The sequence below is a fragment of the Solirubrobacter ginsenosidimutans genome, assembly GCF_027587205.1.
Map to the genome: position 1 here is coordinate 53069 of NZ_JAPDOD010000046.1, position 18376 is coordinate 71444.

Here is an 18376-nt window from a genome sequence, read left to right on the forward strand (position 1 = left end):
GCGGCACGTTATAGGCTCGCGATTGGATGAACCTCAGCCGCCTCGGACGCGGGGAACTCCTCGCCGTGCTCGGCGGCCTCTTGCTCGCCATCGGTGTGTTCCTGCCGTGGTACGGCACCAATCCGGACAATCGCAACGCCAACCTCGACGGCGCGAGCGGGACGTTCTCCTGCTGGGAGGCGCACCCGATCCTGCGCTGGCTGCTGCTCGCCGCGGCGCTCGCGCCGCTGATCCTGGCCTGGATCATCCTGCGCGATCACCAGCTCTCGTGGCCGCGCGGTGAGATGACCGCCGTGGTGGGGATGATCGCCCTTGTGCTCGTGCTCTACGTCGGCCTCGTCGACCGGCCCGGGGAACCTTCGGGTCAGATCTCGCTGAAGTACGGGTGGTTCGTCGCGCTGCTGGGCATCGCGGCGATCATCGTCGGCGGGGCCATGCGCGCGGGCGGCACCGAACGACCACGAAAGCCCCCAGGAGTCCTATGACCGCCCCACGCGAAGACATGCCGCCGGACCGCAACCTCGCGCTCGAGCTCGTGCGCGTGACCGAGGCCGCCGCCCTGCAGGCCGCCCGCTACGTCGGCATGGGCGACAAGGAGGCCGCCGACCAGGCCGCCGTCGACGGCATGCACGCCGTCCTGCACACGATCCACATGGATGGCGTCGTGGTGATCGGCGAGGGCGAGAAGGACGAGGCCCCGATGCTCGCCAACGGCGAGATCGTCGGCGACGGCACCCCGCCGCACGTCGACATCGCGGTCGACCCGCTCGACGGCACCCGCCTCACCGCCCAGGGCCGGCCCAACGCCGTGGCCGTGATCGCGCTGTCCGAGCGCGGGACGATGTGGGACCCGGGTCCTGTGTTCTACATGGAGAAGATGGCGGCCGGCGACGGGTTGGTCGACCTGCTGGACTTCGACCGCCCGCTCGGCAAGACCGTCGAGCTGATCGCCGAGCGCCGCGGCGTCGAGGTGCGCGACGTGATGGTCGTCGTGCTCGACCGTCCGCGCCACGAGGAAGGGATCAAGGCGATCCGCGACGCGGGCGCGCGGGTGCGGCTGATCACCGACGGCGACGTCGCCGGCGCGCTGATGGCCGCCGCGCCGGACCGCTCCGTGGACCTGCTGTGGGGGATCGGCGGCACGCCGGAGGGCGTGATCACCGCCGCGGCACTGAAGTGCTACGGCGGCGGGATGATCGGGCGCCTGCGCCCGCAGGGCGACGAGGAACGCCAGAAAGCCGCGGCGGCGGGGTATGACGTGGACAAGGTGATGACCCACGATGACCTGGTCAAGGGCGAGAACTGCTTCTTCAGCGCCACCGGCGTGACCGACGGCGACATGCTCGCGGGCGTGCACTACGAGGGCACGCGCGGCGCGACCACCGAGTCGCTCGTGATGCGCTCGCGCTCGGGGACGGTGCGCCGGATCGCCTCCCGCCACGACCGAACCAAGCTGCGCGAGCTGACGGGCTACCGGCTGGGATGAAGGCGAGGGCACCGGCCAGCGTCGAGACGGTCGTCGCCCAGCGTCTGGGACGGCTCTCTCCCCGCGTCCAGCGGCGGCTGTCGCGCCGGCCGCCGATCGTCATCGACGGCCAGCGGCTGGAGCCCGACGTGCAGCTGATGCTGGCGCTGCGCGAGTACCTGGGCGAGCCGGTGTGGGACGAGACGCTGACCGTGGAGCAGGCGCGCCGGCTCACGCGCGAGGAGGCGTTCCTCGCGCGCGGCACGCGCACGGTGCCCGTGGGCGCGGTCGAGGAACTGACGGTCGAAGGCCTCCCGGCGCGCAAATATGTCTCCGCCGAGCCCGGCGAGAAGCCGCTGCTGGTGTACCTGCACGGCGGCGGCTTCGTGGTCGGCGACCTCGACACCCACGACTCGCCCTGCCGGATGCTCTGCCGCCACGCGGGCGTCGACGTGCTCGCGGTCGAGTACCGCAAGGCGCCCGAGACGCCGTTCCCGGGCTACGTCGACGACGCGCGCACCGCGTTCCGGTGGGCGGCGAGCCGCTACGAGCACGTCGCCGTCGCCGGCGACAGCGCCGGCGGCAACCTCGCCGCGACGGTCGCGATCGAGTTCGACCCGGAGCTGGCGCTGCTGATCTACCCGGTCGTCGACGGCACGCAGGAGCGCCCGTCACGCCACATGTTCGGCAAGGGCTTCTTCCTCACCGACGAGCTGATGACCTGGTACACGGGGCACTTCATGCCGGAAGGCAGCGATCCGAGCGACCCACTGCGGTCGCCGATCCTGCACCCGGACCTCAAGGACTCAGCGCCGTGCCTGATCGTCACGGCCGGCTTCGACCCCCTGCGCGACGAGGGCGAGGCCTACGCCGAGAAGCTGCGCGAGCTCGGCGTCAAGACCGTGCAGCGCCGCTTCCCCGGCCTCTTCCACGGCTTCATCAACTCCACCGGCGCCAGCCCTTCTTCGCGCGACGCGCTCGTCGAAGTCGCAGGGATGACACGAGCACTCCTACGATCACGGTGAGCGCGGCGACGCCCTGCCAAGGCGTGTCGCCGACGTTGACCGGCCGCTTGCTCGTGCCGTCGCGGTTGGCGTAGCGCCCGACCGCGGACTCCTCGAGCTGCAGCTTGGCCAGCGAGCGCAGGAACCCGTGCGTCACCAGCACGTGGATCCGCGACTGGGTCTGGACGTAGACCCAGCGCGCCACCCACGTCGCGATCGCCGGATAGAAGTTCGCGATCTCGACCTCGACGTGCACCCGCGCGTAGCCCTGGCGGTCGGACTCCATCCGCTTGACGTCGATCTCGAGGTAGCCCTCGTTGCGCTTGGAGACGAGCAGGCCGTCCTGGATCCGCCACTGCACGATCCCGCGGTCGCCCGAGATGTCGTACTCGGGCGCGTGGAAGCGCAGGAGCACGAGCGGGCGGGCGATCACCACGACGGCGCGCTCCTCGTCGGTGTAGGTGACGCGGATGATCCCGAGCGTCACGCGCGAGAGGTACTTCCAGTAGGTGCGGGCGAGCCGCTCGAGGTTGTTCGGCTTCCACAGCTCGATCAGGTCGTCCTCGGGCATGTCGACGTTCGCCGCCTGGATCGAGCGGACCGCGCCGCTTGAGTCCATGACGGTGTGCTCCTCCGGATCGGCCAGGACCGCGTTGGCGATCCGGCGTTCCCCCTGGCGGTTGAGCAGCTTCACCCGAGCGCCGCCTTGACGGCTTCCTCGAAGCCCAGCGGCTGATCGTTGAGGCCCGCCGGCGGATCGCGCTCCACGATCATCTCCGCGCCCAGGCCGTCGACGAGCGGCTTGATCAGCCCGTAGGAGACCGGGGTCACGAGGGCGACCCAGTAGGACGACAAGCGCGGCGTGAGCACGGGGACTCGGATGACGAGCGGGGGTCGGCGACCCATGAGCGGTGCGGCGCGGCGCATCATCTCACGATAGGTCAGCACCTCGGAGCCGCCTAGCTGCAGCTCGTCCGGCGCGTGCTCGCGCTCGGCCACGTCCGCCAGCGCCCGCACGACGTCGCTGAGCGCGATCGGCTGGGTCTTGGTGTCCAGCCAGCGCGGCACGATCATCACCGGCAGCCGCTTGACGAGGTGCTCGAGGATGTCGTAGGAGGCGCTGCCGGGGCCGATGATCATCGCCGCGCGCACGTAGACGAGGCGGTCCGCGAGCCGGGCGCGCAGCAGTTGCGCCACCTCGTGGCGGCTGCGCAGGTGCTCGGAGTCCTCCGAGCCGAGGCCGCCGAGATAGATGACGCGTTCGACGTCGGCGCCGGCCGCCGCCTCGGCGAAGTTGACCGCCGCCTGGCGGTCCTTGGCGGCGAAGTCCCCGCCTGACCCCATCGAGTGCACGAGGTAGTACGCCGTCTTGACGCCGGCGAGCGCCTCGGGCAGCCCCTGCCCGGACAGCACGTCGCCCGTGCGCGCGTCGCCGGCGCCCGCGCCACGGCGGCTGAGGGTCCGGATCGCATGCCCGCGGGCCTGCAGGATCTCGACCAGTCGGCCGCCGACGTAGCCCGTCGCGCCGGTGATGAGGATGGGATCGGGTTCGCGCACGGACAACCGCTACCCGGCAGCGGCTCCGGGAATCCGGATTGGGCGCAGCGCCGTACGTTGTCCGGGCCGTAGATGAAGAAGCTGGCGATCAAGGACCTGTCCGAACAGACCGGCGTAGCCGCCGGCACCATCCGCATGTGGGAACAGCGGTACGGCTTCCCCGAACCCGCGCGCACGGCGGCCGGCTACCGGGTCTACACCGAGCAGGATGTCGTCGCGCTGCGCCGCGTGGTCGCCTATCGCAGCCGCGGCCTCTCCGTGCCCGCCGCGCTCGAGCGGGCGCGGTCGCTGGAGGGGGAGACCGACCGCCCGTCGATCTTCGCCGCGCTCGCCGCCGGCGGCACCCCGGTGCGCCCGCAGAAGCTGCGCCGGCCGACGCTGATCGCGATCTCGCGGGCGATCGAGGAGGAGGCGATGGCGCGCGCGGCCGGGCCGGTGGTGATCGGCGCGTTCCAGTCCGAGCGCAACTACCGCGCGGTCGAGCACCGCTACCGGCGGCTGGCGAACGTCGCCGACGCCGTGGGCGTCTTCGCCGACTTCGAGCAGTCGTCCACCGAGGACGAGAACGTGCCCGCCGAGATCTCGATCGGCACCGGCGAGGCGCTCGGCCACGAGTGGGCCGTGATCGTCGACGCGCCCGGCTACGCGGCCTGCCTCGTGGGGTGGGAGACGCCGAGCAGCAACGGCGAGCGGGTCTTCGAGGCGGTGTGGACGATGGACGCGCCCGTCGTCCGCCGCGCCGCTCAGGTGGGCGCCGCGATCGCCTCGCGCAGCGCGCCGGAGTGGTCCGAGCGCCTGCTCAACATCCTCGCCGACCGCCCGCTGGCCGTCGAGGCGCCGACCCCGGGCCTGACCGCGCTGACGAACCGCATGATCGGCTACCTCGACGCTACGGGCGCGGGATTCGATCGATGATCGTCCGCTTGAGGACCTGACCGCCCACGACGAGGCCCATCTGGGCGAGCTCACCCGCCGCGCGGATCGTGGTCGTGACGAGCTCGGTACCCGTGGGTGCGCCGATCGGCCTCGGCGGCGGTGCGTCCGTCACCCGTGCGTGACGCAGCTCCGGGCAACCGGGCGAAACGGCCTCCGGGCCGTGGCTCGCCGCGGGCTTGGCCTTCGCCCGCGGCTTCGCGGCCGCGCCGGCGGCGCGCTTCGGAGCGGCCTTGCCGCGCGGCCGGCCGATCCGTTCGGGGCGGCTCGCCGGAAGCGTCGCGAGCACGCCTTCGGGGTCGCGCTTGGCATTCGTTTTCCGCTTGGGAGCTCTATCGGCCATCGCTCGACGAGTGTACGCCTGGATCGTGCGGGCCTCGCGTGCGATCATTGCTTTACAGACCGCCCCACCGCATCGCGCATCGCCGCGCAGCGCCGGATATCGGACCGGCCACAAACTGCGGGTGGAAGTCGGCAATCGCAGCGCCTAGACTCAGCCTCGACGGCCGTGGGGGAGGGTGGTCCAATCGCCCTACCGCAGGACCGCCAGGCACTACATATCCAGAAAGGCCGGCTCTCACAGAGCCTCGCTAGAACGGGACATCCATGTCTGTTGTGGATCTGCAAGAACTCGAAGAAGTCAAAGGGCTGATCCTCAAGGGTCAGCAGGTCGGCGTCCTCACGTTCGCTGAGATCACGACCGCGCTGTCCGAACAGGACATCGACGAGGGCGACCTCGAGGAACTGCACGCGTTCTTCGAGCGGTCCGAGATCGAGCTGGTCGAAGAGATCGACCCGGCCCTCGCGGCCGGGCAGGAAGATCGCGCGCCGGACAAGCGCGGTCGTCGCAAGGCGAAGGCGACGATCGATCTCAAGCCGGACATGACGACCGATTCCCTTCAGCTGTTCCTGAAGGACATCGGCAAGGTACGCCTGCTCACCGCGCAGGAAGAGGTAGACCTCGCTCGCCGGATCGAGCGCGGCGACCTCGACGCCAAGCAGAAGATGGTCGAGTCCAACCTCCGGCTCGTCGTCTCCATCGCGAAGAACTACCGCAACCAAGGTTTGCCGTTCCTGGATCTGATCCAGGAGGGGACGCTCGGTCTCGTTCGCGCAGCGGAGAAGTTCGATTACCGCAAGGGCTTCAAGTTCTCGACCTACGCGACGTGGTGGATCCGCCAGGCCATCGCTCGCGCTCTCGCCGACAAGGCCCGGACCATTCGCATCCCGGTCCACGTCGTCGAGAAGCTCAACAAGATCGGCCGCGCCGAGCGCAAGCTCGTCACCGAGCTCGGCCGTGAGCCCACCCCCGAGGAGATCGCCGAAGTCACCGGCATCGATCCGGAGGAGGTCGACTCGATCAAGCGCTCCGCCCAGGCGCCTGTTTCGCTCGAGAAGCCGGTCGGCGACGAGGAGGAGTCGGAGTTCGGTCAGTTCATCGCTGACGAGCGCGCCGAGTCCCCCTACGAGCGGGCCGCCGAGATCCTCACCAAGGAAGCGCTGCGCGAAGCATTGGAGAACCTCTCCTACCGCGAGCGCCGCGTCCTCGAGTTGCGGTACGGCCTCGGCGGGGAGCACCCGCGCACGCTCGACGAGGTCGGGCGCACGTTCAACGTGACGCGCGAGCGCATCCGCCAGATCGAGAACCAGTCGCTGAAGAAGCTCCAGAGCCTCGCGGAAGCCCAGAAGCTCCGCGATGTCGCTTAGCTGAGCGGTTCGTAGCAGTCGTAGGTCGCGTGGCGGAAGATCCTTCCGTCACGCACCTGCGTGAAGGTCGCGATGTGCGCCGTCAGCTCCTGACCCGTCGCGGCCATGGTTCCGTGCCACGTCGCGCGCGCCGCGATCCTGTCGCCGCTCTCAAGCACCTCGTGCACGTCGTAGCGTTGATCTGAGAGCAGGCCCTTGCCGCGGGCGAACGCCTCGCGTGCCTGCGCGAGGTCGCGCTCGGTGCCCTGGCGGTTGATCGCGTTCGGTAGCTCTGAGATGCGCGCGTCCGGATGCAGGAGGTTCGCGAGCGCGGGCTCGTCGAAGCGCGCGGCGGCGGCGAAGAAGTCATGGAGTATCATGGAACCATGGTTACACAACCTGGGTTACATGACAACGACCTCGTGCTCTGGACCCAGTTGCTGGGCGAGGTGCTCAACGCCGAGATCCTCGAGCGATTGCGCGCCGAGCACCCGCGGGTCCGCTACTCGCACGGGTTCCTGATCCAGCAGCTCGTCGAGGGGCCGCGGCCGATCGGCGAGATCGCCGAGAACCTGGGCGTGACCTCGCAGGCGGTGTCGAAGGCGGTGCGCGAGCTCGAGGCGCTCGGCTACGTCGAGCGCTGGAGCGATCCGGGAGACGGGCGGGTGCGCCGCGTGGCGCTGACCGACAGCGGGCGGGCGCTGCTCGAGGCGGGGCGTGCCATCCGGGCGGCGCTCAACGCCGAGCTGGCGGGCGTGCTGGGCGCCGAGCGCGCCGCGGCCGCCGCGAGCACGCTCAAGGCGGCGCTTCAGGCACGCGGCGCGATGCCCGCCGTCTCGGCCCGCCGGCTCTCACCGTCGGAGCTCTGACGTCATGGGGCGAGGACCCCAGCCGTCCTCAAGAGGCACATAAGACGCGCCGATGACCACGGTTGTATGGCTTTCGATCTCGATCACGCGCTGCGGTACCTCATCGCGGCAGAGGGCTCCGACCTCCATCTGAAGGTCCCCTCCTATCCGCTCATCCGCCTGCACGGTCACCTCGAGCCGATCGCCGGCACGGAGCGGCTGTTCCCGGAGGACACGCGCAACGCGCTGGAGCAGATGCTGCAGGATCCGGAGAAGGTCGCCGAGTTCCAGGCCGAGAACGAGGTCGACTTCTCGCACTCCGTCGAGGGCCTCGGCCGCTTCCGCGTCAACGCCTTCCTGCAGCGCGGCTCGATCTCGATCGTGATGCGCGCCATCCCGGTCACGATCAAGTCCGTCGACGAGCTCGGCCTCCCCGACGCGGTCACCAAGCTCGCCCAGCAGGAGCGCGGGATCATCCTGCTCACCGGCACCACGGGCTCCGGCAAGTCGACCACGCTCGCGGCGATGATCGACCACATGAACCGGACGATGCAGAAGCACATCGTCACGATCGAGGACCCGATCGAGTTCCTGCACCGCGACCGCAGCTGCATCATCAACCAGCGCGAGGTCGGCCAGGACACGGCGTCCTTCAAGCGCGCGCTGCGGCGCGTGCTGCGCCAGGACCCCGACGTGATCCTGGTCGGCGAGATGCGCGACGAGGAGACGGTGCACACGGCGCTGAGCGCCGCCGAGACCGGCCACCTCGTGCTCTCGACGCTGCACACGGTCGACGCGCCCGAGACGGTCAACCGCATCATCGACTTCTTCCCGCCCCATCAGCAGCAGCAGGCCCGCGCGATGATCGCCGGCACGCTGAAGGGCATCGTCTCCCAGCGCCTGGTCAAGACGGCGGACGGCAACGGCCGCGTCGCCTGCTGCGAGATCATGATCATGACCGGCCGCGTGCACGACATGATCCTCGACCCCAAGCTCACGGGGCAGCTGCCGGAAGTCGTCGCCGAGGGCGGCTACTACGGCATGCAGACGTTCGACCAGCACCTGCTCAAGCACCTGCACTCGGGCCGGATCACCTACGAAGAGGCGATGCGCGCCGCGACGTCGCCGCACGACTTCAAGCTGATGGTCGCCGCCAGCGGCCCGATCACCGATCTGTCGACGGTGACCGAGCCGGAGCCGCAGATCACGGCCGCGCTCACCCCGGCGCCGTCCGCCGCTCCGCCCGCCGTGTCGGCACCGCCGCCGGGCCTGCCTTACGCGGGTTAACCCGCCTTGACGGTTGGGGCGCGGCTCGCGAGGCTTGCGCCCCATGCAGACCACCCTCGGGCAGTTCAATGAGACGCAATCGACGGACGCGTTCGCCCTTCAGAACTCGAAGCTCCTGAAAGTCAGTCTCAATCAGGTCACCGTTCAGGCCAAGCTCGGCTCGATGGTCGCCTACCAGGGCGACGTGACCTTCGAGCACGCTGGTTCGGGCGGCCTCGGCCGGATGCTCAAGAAGGCCGTGACCGGCGAGGGCACGCAGCTGATGAAGGTCACCGGGAGTGGTGAGGTCTTCCTCGCCGTCCAAGCCCAGGACATCCACCTGATCTACCTCGAGAACGACATGATCACGGTCAACGGGCCGAACCTGCTCGCGTTCGACACGGGGATCGACTGGGACATCCGCCGCGTCGAGGGCGCGTCCTCGATGATGGGCGGCGGTCTGTACAACCTGGCCCTGAAGGGCACCGGCTGGGTTGCGATCCTGTCCGACGGCCCGCCCGTCCTGCTCAACGTCGCCGCGGCGCCGACGTTCGCTGACGCGCAGGCCGCGATCACCTGGTCCTCCGGCGTGTCGACCGGCATCCGCACCGACTTCAAGATGAAGAACCTGATCGGCCGTGGCTCCGGGGAGACTGTGCAGATGTCCTTCCAGGGTCAGGGCTGGGTGCTCGTGCAGCCGTCCGAGGGCCGGATCACCGCCGACGTGACGCAGCAGTCCAGTTCGGGCGGCGGCCTCGGCTCGTTGCTTAACGGCTGACACTTCAAAGAGTGAAGCTTTGCGGCTAGACTGGGTAATCGATGCCGGATCCCGATTGCCCAGTCTGTCGTACCGCTGAGATCGTCTGCGGCAAGTGGACGCTGCTGATCGTTCGCGATCTCTCTGAAGGGCGCTCCCGGTTCTGCGAGCTGGAGCGTTCGCTCGGCGGGATCTCGCCGCGCACGCTCTCGCTGCGCCTGCGCTCGCTCGAAGAAGAGGGCATCGTGCACCGGGCGACGTTCCCTGAGGTGCCGCCGCGCGTCGAGTACGCGCTGACGGAGAAGGGTCTCGCGCTCGTGCCGATCATCGACTCGATGCGCACGTACGGCGCCGAGTGGCTCGGCGCGCAGGGCTCGTGCGCCGAAGCGCCCGAACCCGTCGCCGCGTAACACACGTTTCGGACGGAAACCTTGCAGCGGGCAGGAGCCCGCGCTCGAGCGTGGAATCGGCAGCGCATGCACAACCGGGCGCTGCATGATTCGCTCGCGGCCTTCGTGGAGGAGGCTGCCTGGCAGCTGGCCGAGGAGGTGTCGGGGGGCGCCGAGATCCCGTTCGAGCTCGACGCCACGCCCACCCGCTCGGCGCCGCTGTACTGCTATCGGCCGCTGACCGGGCGCTTCATCGCGCAGCGGATCGGGATGCTCGCCCGCCTGCCCTCGTACCCGCCGGCGGCCCAGAGCCTCGCGCAGCTCCCCGACCTGCCCGGCTACCTGCGCCGGCGCGGCCGCCGCGTGCCCGCCGGCGATGCGCGCGCGCTGCCCGACTGCGCGCTGCAGGCGTTCCTCGGCGCGATCTGGGGCGACGCGACCGACTTCGTCTTCGACGCCGAGCGCTTCCGTTCCGCCTTCGCCGAGCTCGAGGAGGTCGCCTACAGCGGCTGCGAGCTGTCGGTCGTGCTGACGGCCGTCGAGGGGCTCGTGATCGAGTCCGACGAGGTGCCGCTCGGCGAAGGGCTCGCGCTCGTGCGCGCGACGACGCTCGCCGACGCGCCCACCGGCCTCGCCGACGACCCGCACGCCACCGTCGCGGTGCTGGCGCTGGAGAGCACCTCCGGCCAGGGCCGCGCGCTGGAGACCGCCGGGCGCCGGCTGCGGCGCCTGCAGACCGCGCTGCGCCTGTGGGACGACGCCGAGCCCGCGCTCGGGCCGACCGCGTGGGCGCGGACCGACGGCGGCGGCTGGCTGGCCGTCCCGCTCGCCACCGGCTTGCGCCGCCCCGCGGGCGACTGCCTGCTCGCCGCCGAGGAGGAGGACCCGCTGCGCGCCTTTTGCGGCCTCGTCTCGCGCCGCACGCCGCGGGCGGGTGAGCTGGCCTGGGCGCTGCGCCGGTTCGAGCTCGGGTGCGAGCGCCCCAGCGCCGTCGAGGCGCTGACCGACTGGCTGCTCGCGGCCAAGGCGCTGTTCGCGGACGTCGACCGCTCCGGCTACGACGGCGTGGCCGAACGGGTCGCCGCGATCTGCGCCGAGCCGGCCGACCGCGCCCACCTCGAGGCCCGCGTCCGCGAGGCGATCTCGCTCGAGCGCTCGGCGATGGCCGGGTTCGTGCGCGCCGCCGACGAGGTCGACGCGCTCGTCTGCGAGCTCGGCGCCAGCCTGCGCGCGGTGCTGCGCGACGTGCTCTGCGGCCATCTCGACCCCGCGCTGCGGCGCGTCGCCGACGACCTGCGCGAGTCACTGGAACAGGTGTGAGCGCACGAGGGCGAGGCCGTCCAGGTCGTGGACGTCGTCCTCGAGCTCGGGGACGAGGATCGTCGGCGGGTCGCCGAGCTCGTCGCGCAGGCGCTGGACGTTCGCGGCGTCGCGGGCGGCCAGCGCGGCCAGCTCTCGCGTCGCGACGCTGACCCGCTCGGCCAGCGCGGGCCCGAGCTCGGTCGCCACGGCGGTGCCGAGCGCGTCGTCGGGCGGTTGATGCACGCGGTTGACGACGAGGCCGCCGAACGGCATCGACGCCTCGCGCAGCTTGCGGTGGAAGAAGATCGCCTCCTCGACCGGGTCGTGGCGCGGCGCGGTCACGATCAGGAAGGTCGTCGCGGGGTCCTCGAGCAGCGCGCCGACGCGCTTGGCGCGCTCGGTGAAGCCGTCGATCATCCCGCCCAGCGAGCGGAAGAACACCGAGAGATCGCGCAGCAGGTCGACGCCCGTGACGCGCTGCAGGATGCCGAAGACGACACCGGTGCCGCGGCCGAGGATCCGCCCCGAGATGCCCGCGGGGCGCATGAAGACGCGGATCGCGCGGCCCTGGAAGAAGCCGGTCAGGCGGCCGGGCGCGTCGAGGAAGTCCAGCGCGTTGCGTGACGGCGGCGTGTCCAGGACGAGCACGTCGTAGTCGCCGTCGCGGTCGAGCTCATAGAGCTTGGCGATCGCGGTGAACTCCTGCGAGCCGGCGACGGCGCTCGAGAGCTGCTGGTAGATCCGGTTGGCGAGGACCTCGTCGCGGGTCTTCTCGTCCGGCGCGAGGTGCTCGATCAGCTGGTCGAAGGTGCGCTTGGCGTCCAGCATCATCGCCCACAGCTCGCCGGGGGCGTCCAACTCGACCCGGCGCGGCTCGTTGTCGAGCTCCTGCAGGCCGAGCGCGTTGGCCAGCCGGCGCGCGGGGTCGATCGTCACCACGGCGACCTTCAAGCCCTGCTCTGCGAGCCCGAGCCCGACGGCGGCCGCGGTCGTCGTCTTCCCGACCCCGCCGGAGCCTGCGCAGATGACCATGCGACGACCTTCGAGCAGCGGCCCGACGTTCGTCAGCATGCGAACAAACAGAGGAGCGTCAGATGAGACCTTCGCGGACCGCGAACGCGACAGCTTGCGAACGGCTCCGCGCATTGAGCTTGGTGACGACGTCGTGCAAGACGTTCTTCACGGTGCGCTCCGAGTATGAGAGCTCCAGCGCGACCTCGCGGGTCGGGTGGCCCGCGGCGATCAGCGAGAGCACCTGCTGCTCGCGGTCGGTCAGGCGCGCCGGGGCGGGCTTGACCTCGGCGCTCTCGGGCAGCTTGGCCAGCAGATGCTCGAGCAGGCCGGCGCCCACCACGCTCGTGCCGTCGGCCGCCGCACGGACCGCCGAGGACAGCGTCTCGGGCGTCAGCTCGTCCTTGCGCAGGTAGCCGACGGCGCCTGCCTGAAGCGCGGAAAGCGCTGCATCCTGGCCCGCGTCGGACGCGCACACGATCACGCGGGCGCCGACGGTCTCACGCACGCCGGTCACGAAATCCGCCCCGCCGGGGAGCGACGGGTCGACCAGGACGAGATCGGCCTCGAAGAGCGCGGGGTGCTCCCACGCGTCGCGCACCCGCTCCGCATCGGCAACCGACTCGACCTCATCGAGGAGGTCGAGACAGGCCACCAGTCCTCGGCGGTAGATCGTGTGGGTGTCGAGGACGAAGAGCTTCACCCTTAAGAGTGGTTGTCGGTTCGGAGAACCATGGCGATACTACGCGGAGCCTCCGAGCTCAGCAACAACCAGGGAACGCAGGGATGCCTGACGCCATCATGAAGACAGTCGGCCGCTACGAGATCCTCCGGGAGGTGGGTCGCGGCGGCATGGCGATGGTGTACTTGGCCCGCCAGACGGATCTCGACCGGTTCGTCGCGCTCAAGGAGCTCGGCGCGTTCCATGCGTCGGACCCGTCCTTCGCCCAGCGCTTCCTGCGCGAGTCGCGCGTGGCCGGCTCGCTCTCGCACCCGAACATCGTGACGGTGCACGACTACTTCGAGCACGACGGCACGCCCTACATCGCGATGGAGTACGTCGAGCGCGGGTCGCTGCGGCCGTACGTCGGGCGGATGAACCTCGCGCAGATCGGCGGCGTCCTGGAAGGCCTGCTCGCCGGCCTGACCAACGCCGAATCGCACGGCATCGTCCACCGCGACCTCAAGCCCGAGAACCTGATGGTCACGGCCGACGGCCGCGTGAAGATCGCCGACTTCGGCATCGCCAAGGCGACCACGAAGATGCAGACGGGCGCGTTTTTGACCGCGACCGGCACGACCGTGGGCACGCCGACCTACATGGCGCCCGAGCAGGCGATGGCGCAGGACATCGGCCCGTGGACCGACCTCTACTCGGTCGGCTGCATGGCCTTCGAGCTCTTCACGGGCAACGTCCCGTTCCACGACTCCGACGCGCCGATGGCGATCCTGCTGCGCCACGTCAACGAGCCGATCGCGCCGGTGAAGTCGATCCGGCCCGAGGTCGACCAGCGCATCTCGGACTGGATCGAGCGGCTGCTGGTCAAGGAGCCGACGCAGCGCACCCAGAACGCCAACGACGCCTGGGACGACTTCGAGGAGATCGTGCTCGGGCTGCTCGGCCCGCGCTGGCGCCGCGAGGCGCGCCTCGTCGAGCAGCGCTCGACCGACGAGATGGCGGCCGGCGCCAAGCCGCTGACCCCGGCGCCGTTCCCCGGCACGACCAGCGGCGACGCAGCGTCGGAGGAGTTCAAGTCCTTCGCCTGGGGCGCGCCCGGCTCGGACACCGGCCCGTCGGCGTCTCCGCCGATGTACACGCCGCCGCCGTCGGAGTCGACGCCGTCGATCCCCGAGCCGGTGGTCGGCCCGCCGACGCCGATGCCCTCGCAGGCCGTCCCGGCGCCGCCCGCCGCGGATCCCGATCCGATCATCGAGTCCGGCTTCGTCACCTTCGGCACGCCCGCGCCGCCGCCCCCGACGGACGCGCTGCTCTCGCCCGCTCCCCAGCCCGAGGCTCCGGCCGCCGAGCCCGAGGCCGCGCCATCCGGGTTCGCCACCTCGCCGGGCCTGGGCAACGCCCCGGAGCCGGTCGCGTTCTCCGAGCCGCCCGCCGATCTCACGCCGGCGCCTGCGGTCGAGGAGGCCGAGCCGCCCAAGGCGTTCGAGACCTACATCGCGCCGCCGCCGTCCCGCCCGCCGACCAGCGAGCCGCCGGCCGTCGCGCCGACGCCCGCCCCGGTCGAGGCCGCGGCTCCGGCTCCGGCTCCGGCCCCGGTCACCCCCGCGCCGTTTGTGGCGCCGGTGGCCACTCCTGCGCCGAGCACCCCCGTCTTCGCGGACACGATGATGCCGCAGACGCTGACCCCGGAGCCGCCGAAGAAGGCGCCGAAGGAGCCCAAGACGCCGTCCGGCGACGGTGGCGGGCGCCCGAAGTGGATCGTCCCCGCGGCGATCGTGGGCGGCGTCGTGGTCGTGGGCGTCGTCGCGGCGATGGCGCTCGGCGGCGGGGGCGGCGGCGACAAGACGGTCAGCGCCACCACCACGCCGAAGGCCTCCGCCACACCGGGTGCCTCGGTGCCGATCTCCGCCTCCGGCATCGCGCTGAAGGTGCCGGCGGGCTGGGCTCAGGGCACGGGCGACGCGCCCACCGTCCCCGGCCTCGCCGAGGGCGCGGTGGCCGTCGGTGGCCCCAAGGGCGGGACGATCGTGATCGGCAAGGCCGACAAGTCGGCCGCCAACTCCAAGCTCCTGCCCACCGATCTGCTGACCACGAGCACGCCGGACGGCCAGAAGGCCGATATCGGCGACGGCGCCCAGGCGCTGCGCTACGACGGGCTGCCGATCGACGGCAAGGCCGCGACGTTCTACTCCGTGCCCACGAGCAAGGGCGTGGCGGCACTGGCCTGCTTCGCCGACGGCAAAACGTGCACGACGATCGCCTCCTCGATGCAGATCACCGAGGGCGACGTCTTCCCGATCGGGCCGAGCTCGACCTACGCCAAGGGCGTCGAGCGCACGCTGGCCCGGCTCGAATCCAAGGAGAAGTCGGCCGCGTCGGCGCTCAACAAGGCCGGCAAGCGCTCCAGCCAGGTCGCGGCGACGAACAAGCTCTGGGGCGCATACAGCGGCGCCTCGAAGTCGCTGGGCAAGCTCAAGGTCAGCCCGGCCGATCAGCTGCTCAACCAGCAGCTCGTCGCCGCTCTCGGCGGCGCGGGTGCGGCGTACAAGAAGGCCGCGGGCGAAGGCGCTCGCAAGGACCGCGCCGGTTACAAGCGTGAGGGCACCAAGGCGCTCTCCTTCCAGGACGACATGAGCAAGGCCCTCAACGGGCTCTCCGAGGCGGGCTACGACCTCCCGTCGGGCGCTGCGGCCTCCGCGAAGTTCACGCGCCTGCCCACGCTGATCAAGGACAAGCCGAAGAAGCAGGCGAGCAGCAGCAGCTCGTCCTCCTCCTCATCCGGCGGCACGCAGAACACGACGCCTCCGCAGAACACGACGCCCCCGCAGAACACGACGCCTCCCGCGACTGGCGGCGGCGGTGGCGGCGGCGGCGGTGGCGGTGGTGGCGGCGGCGGCGGAAGCGCCGGCGGGAGCAGCGGTGGCAGTTCCGGCGGGAGCAGCGGTGGCAGCTCCGGCGGCGGCGTCAGCGGCGGCGGCGAAGGCTGAGAGACTCGAAGTGACGCGGCGCCCATCGGGCGCCGCGTGTTGTAGGGACGAAAGTCAACTGCGCCGGGTGGGGGAGGGGGAGTGGCGAGCCACCCGTCCCGGGCTGCCGTGGGTCCGGCTCGCGGCGCGGCTCTGTTGGCTCGAAGTGCCGTGCTGGGATACCGACAGTTACGGGCGTGGGCTGGCCAGTGTCTCCCGCACTCGCGCTGTCCCGGTCGCCGTGGTCGACCGCGCGCGTTTGAGGGGTCCGCTCGCGGGTTTCGATCAGGTTCGCACTGTTCGATGTGGCGCGTTGGTGGGGGTGCGTCCGGAATGTTGCCTGTGGGGAAACATTCCGGACGCACCCCCTTCGCGCATGACTTCGTTGCTCGCCGAAACCGATCACCGGAAGGCCCGGCGCGGACGGGGGTGTCAGCACCACGCCCGTAACTGTCGGTATCCCAGCACGGCGCTTCGACCCCAACAGAGCCGCGCACCGAGCGGACCCACGGCAGCCCGGGACGGGTGGCACTGCCACTCCCCCTCCCCCACCCGGCGCAGTTGACTTTCGGGCCTCTAAGACGACAAGAGCTTCCGCGCCTCGCCGAGGCGCAGCTGGTAGCGCCCGCGGTACTGCGCGGCGGGCCGTTCGACGTTGGCGATCCACTCGCCGAACTTCGCCGGGTCCTTGCCGAAGTTGGCGTCGCCGCCGGCGATCGCCTTGCGCTTGACCTCGAGCGCCTGGTCGATGAACCACTTCGCCTGCAGCTCGGGCTTCTCCGGGTAGCCGGCGTAGGCGCCCTGGTTCCAGATCCCGACCCGCATCTGGAAGAACCCGACGGAGTCCGCGTCGCCGAAGTTGAGGTTCTTGACGCCGGATTCCACCAATGAGGCCATCACGGGAAGCTCGGGCGGGAGGCCGGCCGCGTCGGCCTGCTTGGCCAGCCACTTGGCGAGCTCGGCCTGCGAGGCGTTGTCGCCCGGATAGCCGGTCGCGGCGTTCGTGAGGTCGATCGACGCCGCCGCGACGCCGTCGCCCGGAGCGGCGGCGGCCGGGGCGGCCTCGGGCGGCGGCACCGGTGCAGGAGCGGCGGCCGCGGGGTCCGGGACCGGCGCGGGCGCGGGGGCCTCGACCGGCGGCGGCACGGCGGCCGCGGCGGCGGGCGGCTCCGCGCCGGGACGCTTGACCTGTGACGGGTCGACGGCCTTCAGGAACATCATCGAGGCGCGCTTCTCCCGCTCCTTGGGGGCCTCGACGGCTTTCACGGCCTGGAAGAGCTGGGACTCGTTGCGGCGCACCTCGGCCGCGTCGCGGGCCACGGCGGCCTGCGCCTTGGCGACCTCCGTGGGGTCGATCGCGGAAGCGGCGGCGGCCGGGGCCGCGGGTGCGGCGGCAGCCGCTGCCGCCGGATCGACGGAGGCCGCGGAAGCGACCGCGGGCGCTGCTGCGGGTGCGGCCGACGGCACCCCGGCGACGCCGGCGCCCTGATCGAAGCGCCGTCCGCCCGCGAACTGCGACGCGTAGTAGGGCTCGTCGAGACTCGAGACCTTGACGACGTCGCCCGTGTGGGGCGCGTGCAGGAACTTGTCGCCGCCCAGGTACATGCCGACGTGGTGCACGTCGCCGGCGTTGGCGAAGAACACGAGGTCCCCGGGCTTCAGGGCGGCCTTGTCGGCGATCTCGACGCCGTTGGCGGCGGCGATCTGCGTGTAGGTGACGCGCGGGATCTGGACGCCCGACTGCGCGTATGCCCACTGCATCAGGCCGGAGCAGTCGAAGCCGGTCTGCGGCGTCGACCCGCCCCACTTGTAGTCGGTGCCGATGTACTTCGAGGCTTCCTCGATGGCGGCAAGGGCTTTCGGCCCGGGCGCGTTGCCGGCGGCGATCGCCTGCTCGACGGGGGCGAGGATCTCGGCCGGCAGCTTCGCGTCGCCCAGCGAGGCGGCGCTCGCCGCTGCCGCGGCAGGGTCGACCGGAACGGCGGCGGCGGCCGCGGCCACGGGTGCCGCCGCCGGCTGCGAGGGCGCTGAGCCGAGCAGGTTGTTGGCCTCGTCGAGCTTGAGCTGGTAGCGGCCGCGATACTGCTCGGCGGGCCGCTCGACGTCGGCGATCCAGTCGCCGAACTGGTTCGGATCGGTGATCGACTTGCCCGCGACGAGCCGCTGCCGCTTTACCGCCTCGGCCTGGTCGAGGAACCACTTGACCTGCAGCTGCGGGTCCTTCGGGTAGCCGGCGTAGGCGCCCTGGTTCCAGATCCCGACGCGCATCTGGAAGAAGCCGACGGAGTCCGCGTCGCCGCCTTGGATGTTCGTCATGCCGGACTCGACGAGCGAGGCCATCAGCGGCAGTTGCGGCGGCAGGCCGCGCTTCTGCGCCTGGCCGGCCATCCAGGCGGCGATCTGCTCGCGCGGCGCGCTGTCGCCCGGGTAGGCGTCGGGAGCCGCGGCGGCGACGGCGGCAGCGGCCGCGGGGTCGAGCGCCGCGGCCTGCGCCGCCGGCGCGCCGGCGGCGG

The 18376-nt window shown here is 71.3% G+C and carries 18 protein-coding genes; 11 read left to right on the forward strand and 7 right to left on the reverse strand.

Translation table 11 applies throughout. The annotated features are described in order from the left end of the window. Positions 1 to 26: 26 nt before the first annotated feature. From OM076_RS34295 to OM076_RS34305, 3 genes are read left to right on the forward strand one after another with little or no spacing between them, the layout of a single operon-like run. Entirely contained in the window at positions 27 to 485 is a 459-nt protein-coding gene (locus tag OM076_RS34295) for a hypothetical protein (protein ID WP_270044671.1), read from the forward strand. After that, on the forward strand, positions 482 to 1486 hold the full coding sequence (gene glpX / locus OM076_RS34300) for a class II fructose-bisphosphatase (protein WP_270044672.1): 1005 nt from the start codon (positions 482 to 484) through the stop codon (positions 1484 to 1486). The genes OM076_RS34295 and glpX overlap by 4 nt, the downstream gene beginning before the upstream one ends. Further along, positions 1483 to 2490: an alpha/beta hydrolase gene (locus OM076_RS34305; RefSeq protein WP_270044673.1), complete on the forward strand. Its 1008-nt coding sequence runs from the start codon at positions 1483 to 1485 to the stop codon at positions 2488 to 2490. The genes glpX and OM076_RS34305 overlap by 4 nt, the downstream gene beginning before the upstream one ends. On the opposite strand, the gene OM076_RS34310 is transcribed toward OM076_RS34305, so the two are convergent. Both OM076_RS34310 and OM076_RS34315 read right to left on the reverse strand, forming a co-directional pair. Continuing rightward, positions 2405 to 3163, reverse strand: a complete 759-nt coding sequence (locus OM076_RS34310) for a hypothetical protein (protein ID WP_270044674.1) — start codon at positions 3161 to 3163, stop codon at positions 2405 to 2407. The two genes, OM076_RS34305 and OM076_RS34310, sit on opposite strands and share 86 nt — an antisense overlap. Beyond that, entirely contained in the window at positions 3160 to 4026 is an 867-nt protein-coding gene (locus OM076_RS34315) for an NAD(P)H-binding protein (protein ID WP_270044675.1), read from the reverse strand. Before OM076_RS34315 ends, OM076_RS34310 begins: the two co-directional genes overlap by 4 nt. Before the next feature lie 72 nt (positions 4027 to 4098). Between OM076_RS34315 and OM076_RS34320 the strand changes: the two genes are divergently transcribed. Then, positions 4099 to 4941 carry a DICT sensory domain-containing protein gene (locus OM076_RS34320; RefSeq protein ID WP_270044676.1) on the forward strand — a complete coding sequence of 281 codons (843 nt, stop codon included), beginning with the start codon at positions 4099 to 4101 and terminating at the stop codon, positions 4939 to 4941. On the opposite strand, the gene OM076_RS34325 is transcribed toward OM076_RS34320, so the two are convergent. After that, complete coding sequence (locus OM076_RS34325) at positions 4916 to 5302, reverse strand: hypothetical protein (RefSeq protein ID WP_270044677.1); 387 nt, start codon at positions 5300 to 5302, stop codon at positions 4916 to 4918. The genes OM076_RS34320 and OM076_RS34325 overlap by 26 nt on opposite strands. A gap of 263 nt (positions 5303 to 5565) precedes the next feature. Here OM076_RS34325 and OM076_RS34330 point away from each other — a divergent pair, with 263 nt between their 5' ends. After that, the gene (locus OM076_RS34330; protein WP_270044678.1) at positions 5566 to 6666 is read left to right on the forward strand and encodes a sigma-70 family RNA polymerase sigma factor; all 1101 of its coding nucleotides are present in this window, start codon (positions 5566 to 5568) and stop codon (positions 6664 to 6666) included. Here OM076_RS34330 and OM076_RS34335 read toward each other — a convergent pair. Then, on the reverse strand, positions 6663 to 7025 hold the full coding sequence (locus OM076_RS34335) for a nuclear transport factor 2 family protein (protein ID WP_270044679.1): 363 nt from the start codon (positions 7023 to 7025) through the stop codon (positions 6663 to 6665). The genes OM076_RS34330 and OM076_RS34335 overlap by 4 nt on opposite strands. Before the next feature lie 6 nt (positions 7026 to 7031). Between OM076_RS34335 and OM076_RS34340 the strand changes: the two genes are divergently transcribed. The 5 genes from OM076_RS34340 to OM076_RS34360 all read left to right on the forward strand — a co-directional run bounded on the left by OM076_RS34340 (position 7032) and on the right by OM076_RS34360 (position 11225). Beyond that, positions 7032 to 7514 carry a MarR family winged helix-turn-helix transcriptional regulator gene (locus OM076_RS34340; RefSeq protein ID WP_270044680.1) on the forward strand — a complete coding sequence of 161 codons (483 nt, stop codon included), beginning with the start codon at positions 7032 to 7034 and terminating at the stop codon, positions 7512 to 7514. A gap of 66 nt (positions 7515 to 7580) precedes the next feature. Continuing rightward, positions 7581 to 8780, forward strand: coding sequence for a type IV pilus twitching motility protein PilT (locus OM076_RS34345; protein ID WP_270044681.1), 1200 nt, complete (start codon positions 7581 to 7583; stop codon positions 8778 to 8780). 43 nt (positions 8781 to 8823) lie between these two features. Continuing rightward, a complete protein-coding gene (locus OM076_RS34350; RefSeq protein ID WP_270044682.1) occupies positions 8824 to 9537 on the forward strand; it encodes an AIM24 family protein in 714 nt (237 codons plus the stop codon). Between the two features lie 41 nt (positions 9538 to 9578). Beyond that, positions 9579 to 9926, forward strand: a complete 348-nt coding sequence (locus OM076_RS34355; protein ID WP_270044683.1) for a winged helix-turn-helix transcriptional regulator — start codon at positions 9579 to 9581, stop codon at positions 9924 to 9926. 66 nt (positions 9927 to 9992) lie between these two features. Then, a complete protein-coding gene (locus tag OM076_RS34360) occupies positions 9993 to 11225 on the forward strand; it encodes a hypothetical protein (protein WP_270044684.1) in 1233 nt (410 codons plus the stop codon). Here OM076_RS34360 and OM076_RS34365 read toward each other — a convergent pair. Together OM076_RS34365 and OM076_RS46480 are read right to left on the reverse strand one after the other, a co-directional pair. After that, the gene (locus OM076_RS34365; RefSeq protein ID WP_270044685.1) at positions 11208 to 12278 is read right to left on the reverse strand and encodes an ArsA family ATPase; all 1071 of its coding nucleotides are present in this window, start codon (positions 12276 to 12278) and stop codon (positions 11208 to 11210) included. The two genes, OM076_RS34360 and OM076_RS34365, sit on opposite strands and share 18 nt — an antisense overlap. Before the next feature lie 19 nt (positions 12279 to 12297). Continuing rightward, the gene (locus OM076_RS46480) at positions 12298 to 12921 is read right to left on the reverse strand and encodes a LuxR C-terminal-related transcriptional regulator (RefSeq protein ID WP_270044686.1); all 624 of its coding nucleotides are present in this window, start codon (positions 12919 to 12921) and stop codon (positions 12298 to 12300) included. 83 nt (positions 12922 to 13004) lie between these two features. Here OM076_RS46480 and OM076_RS34375 point away from each other — a divergent pair, with 83 nt between their 5' ends. Then, a complete protein-coding gene (locus OM076_RS34375; protein ID WP_270044687.1) occupies positions 13005 to 15884 on the forward strand; it encodes a serine/threonine protein kinase in 2880 nt (959 codons plus the stop codon). A 555-nt stretch (positions 15885 to 16439) separates the two neighbouring features. On the opposite strand, the gene OM076_RS34380 is transcribed toward OM076_RS34375, so the two are convergent. After that, positions 16440 to 18376: C40 family peptidase (locus OM076_RS34380; protein ID WP_270044688.1), on the reverse strand; the 1937-nt coding region annotated here is incomplete at its 5' end.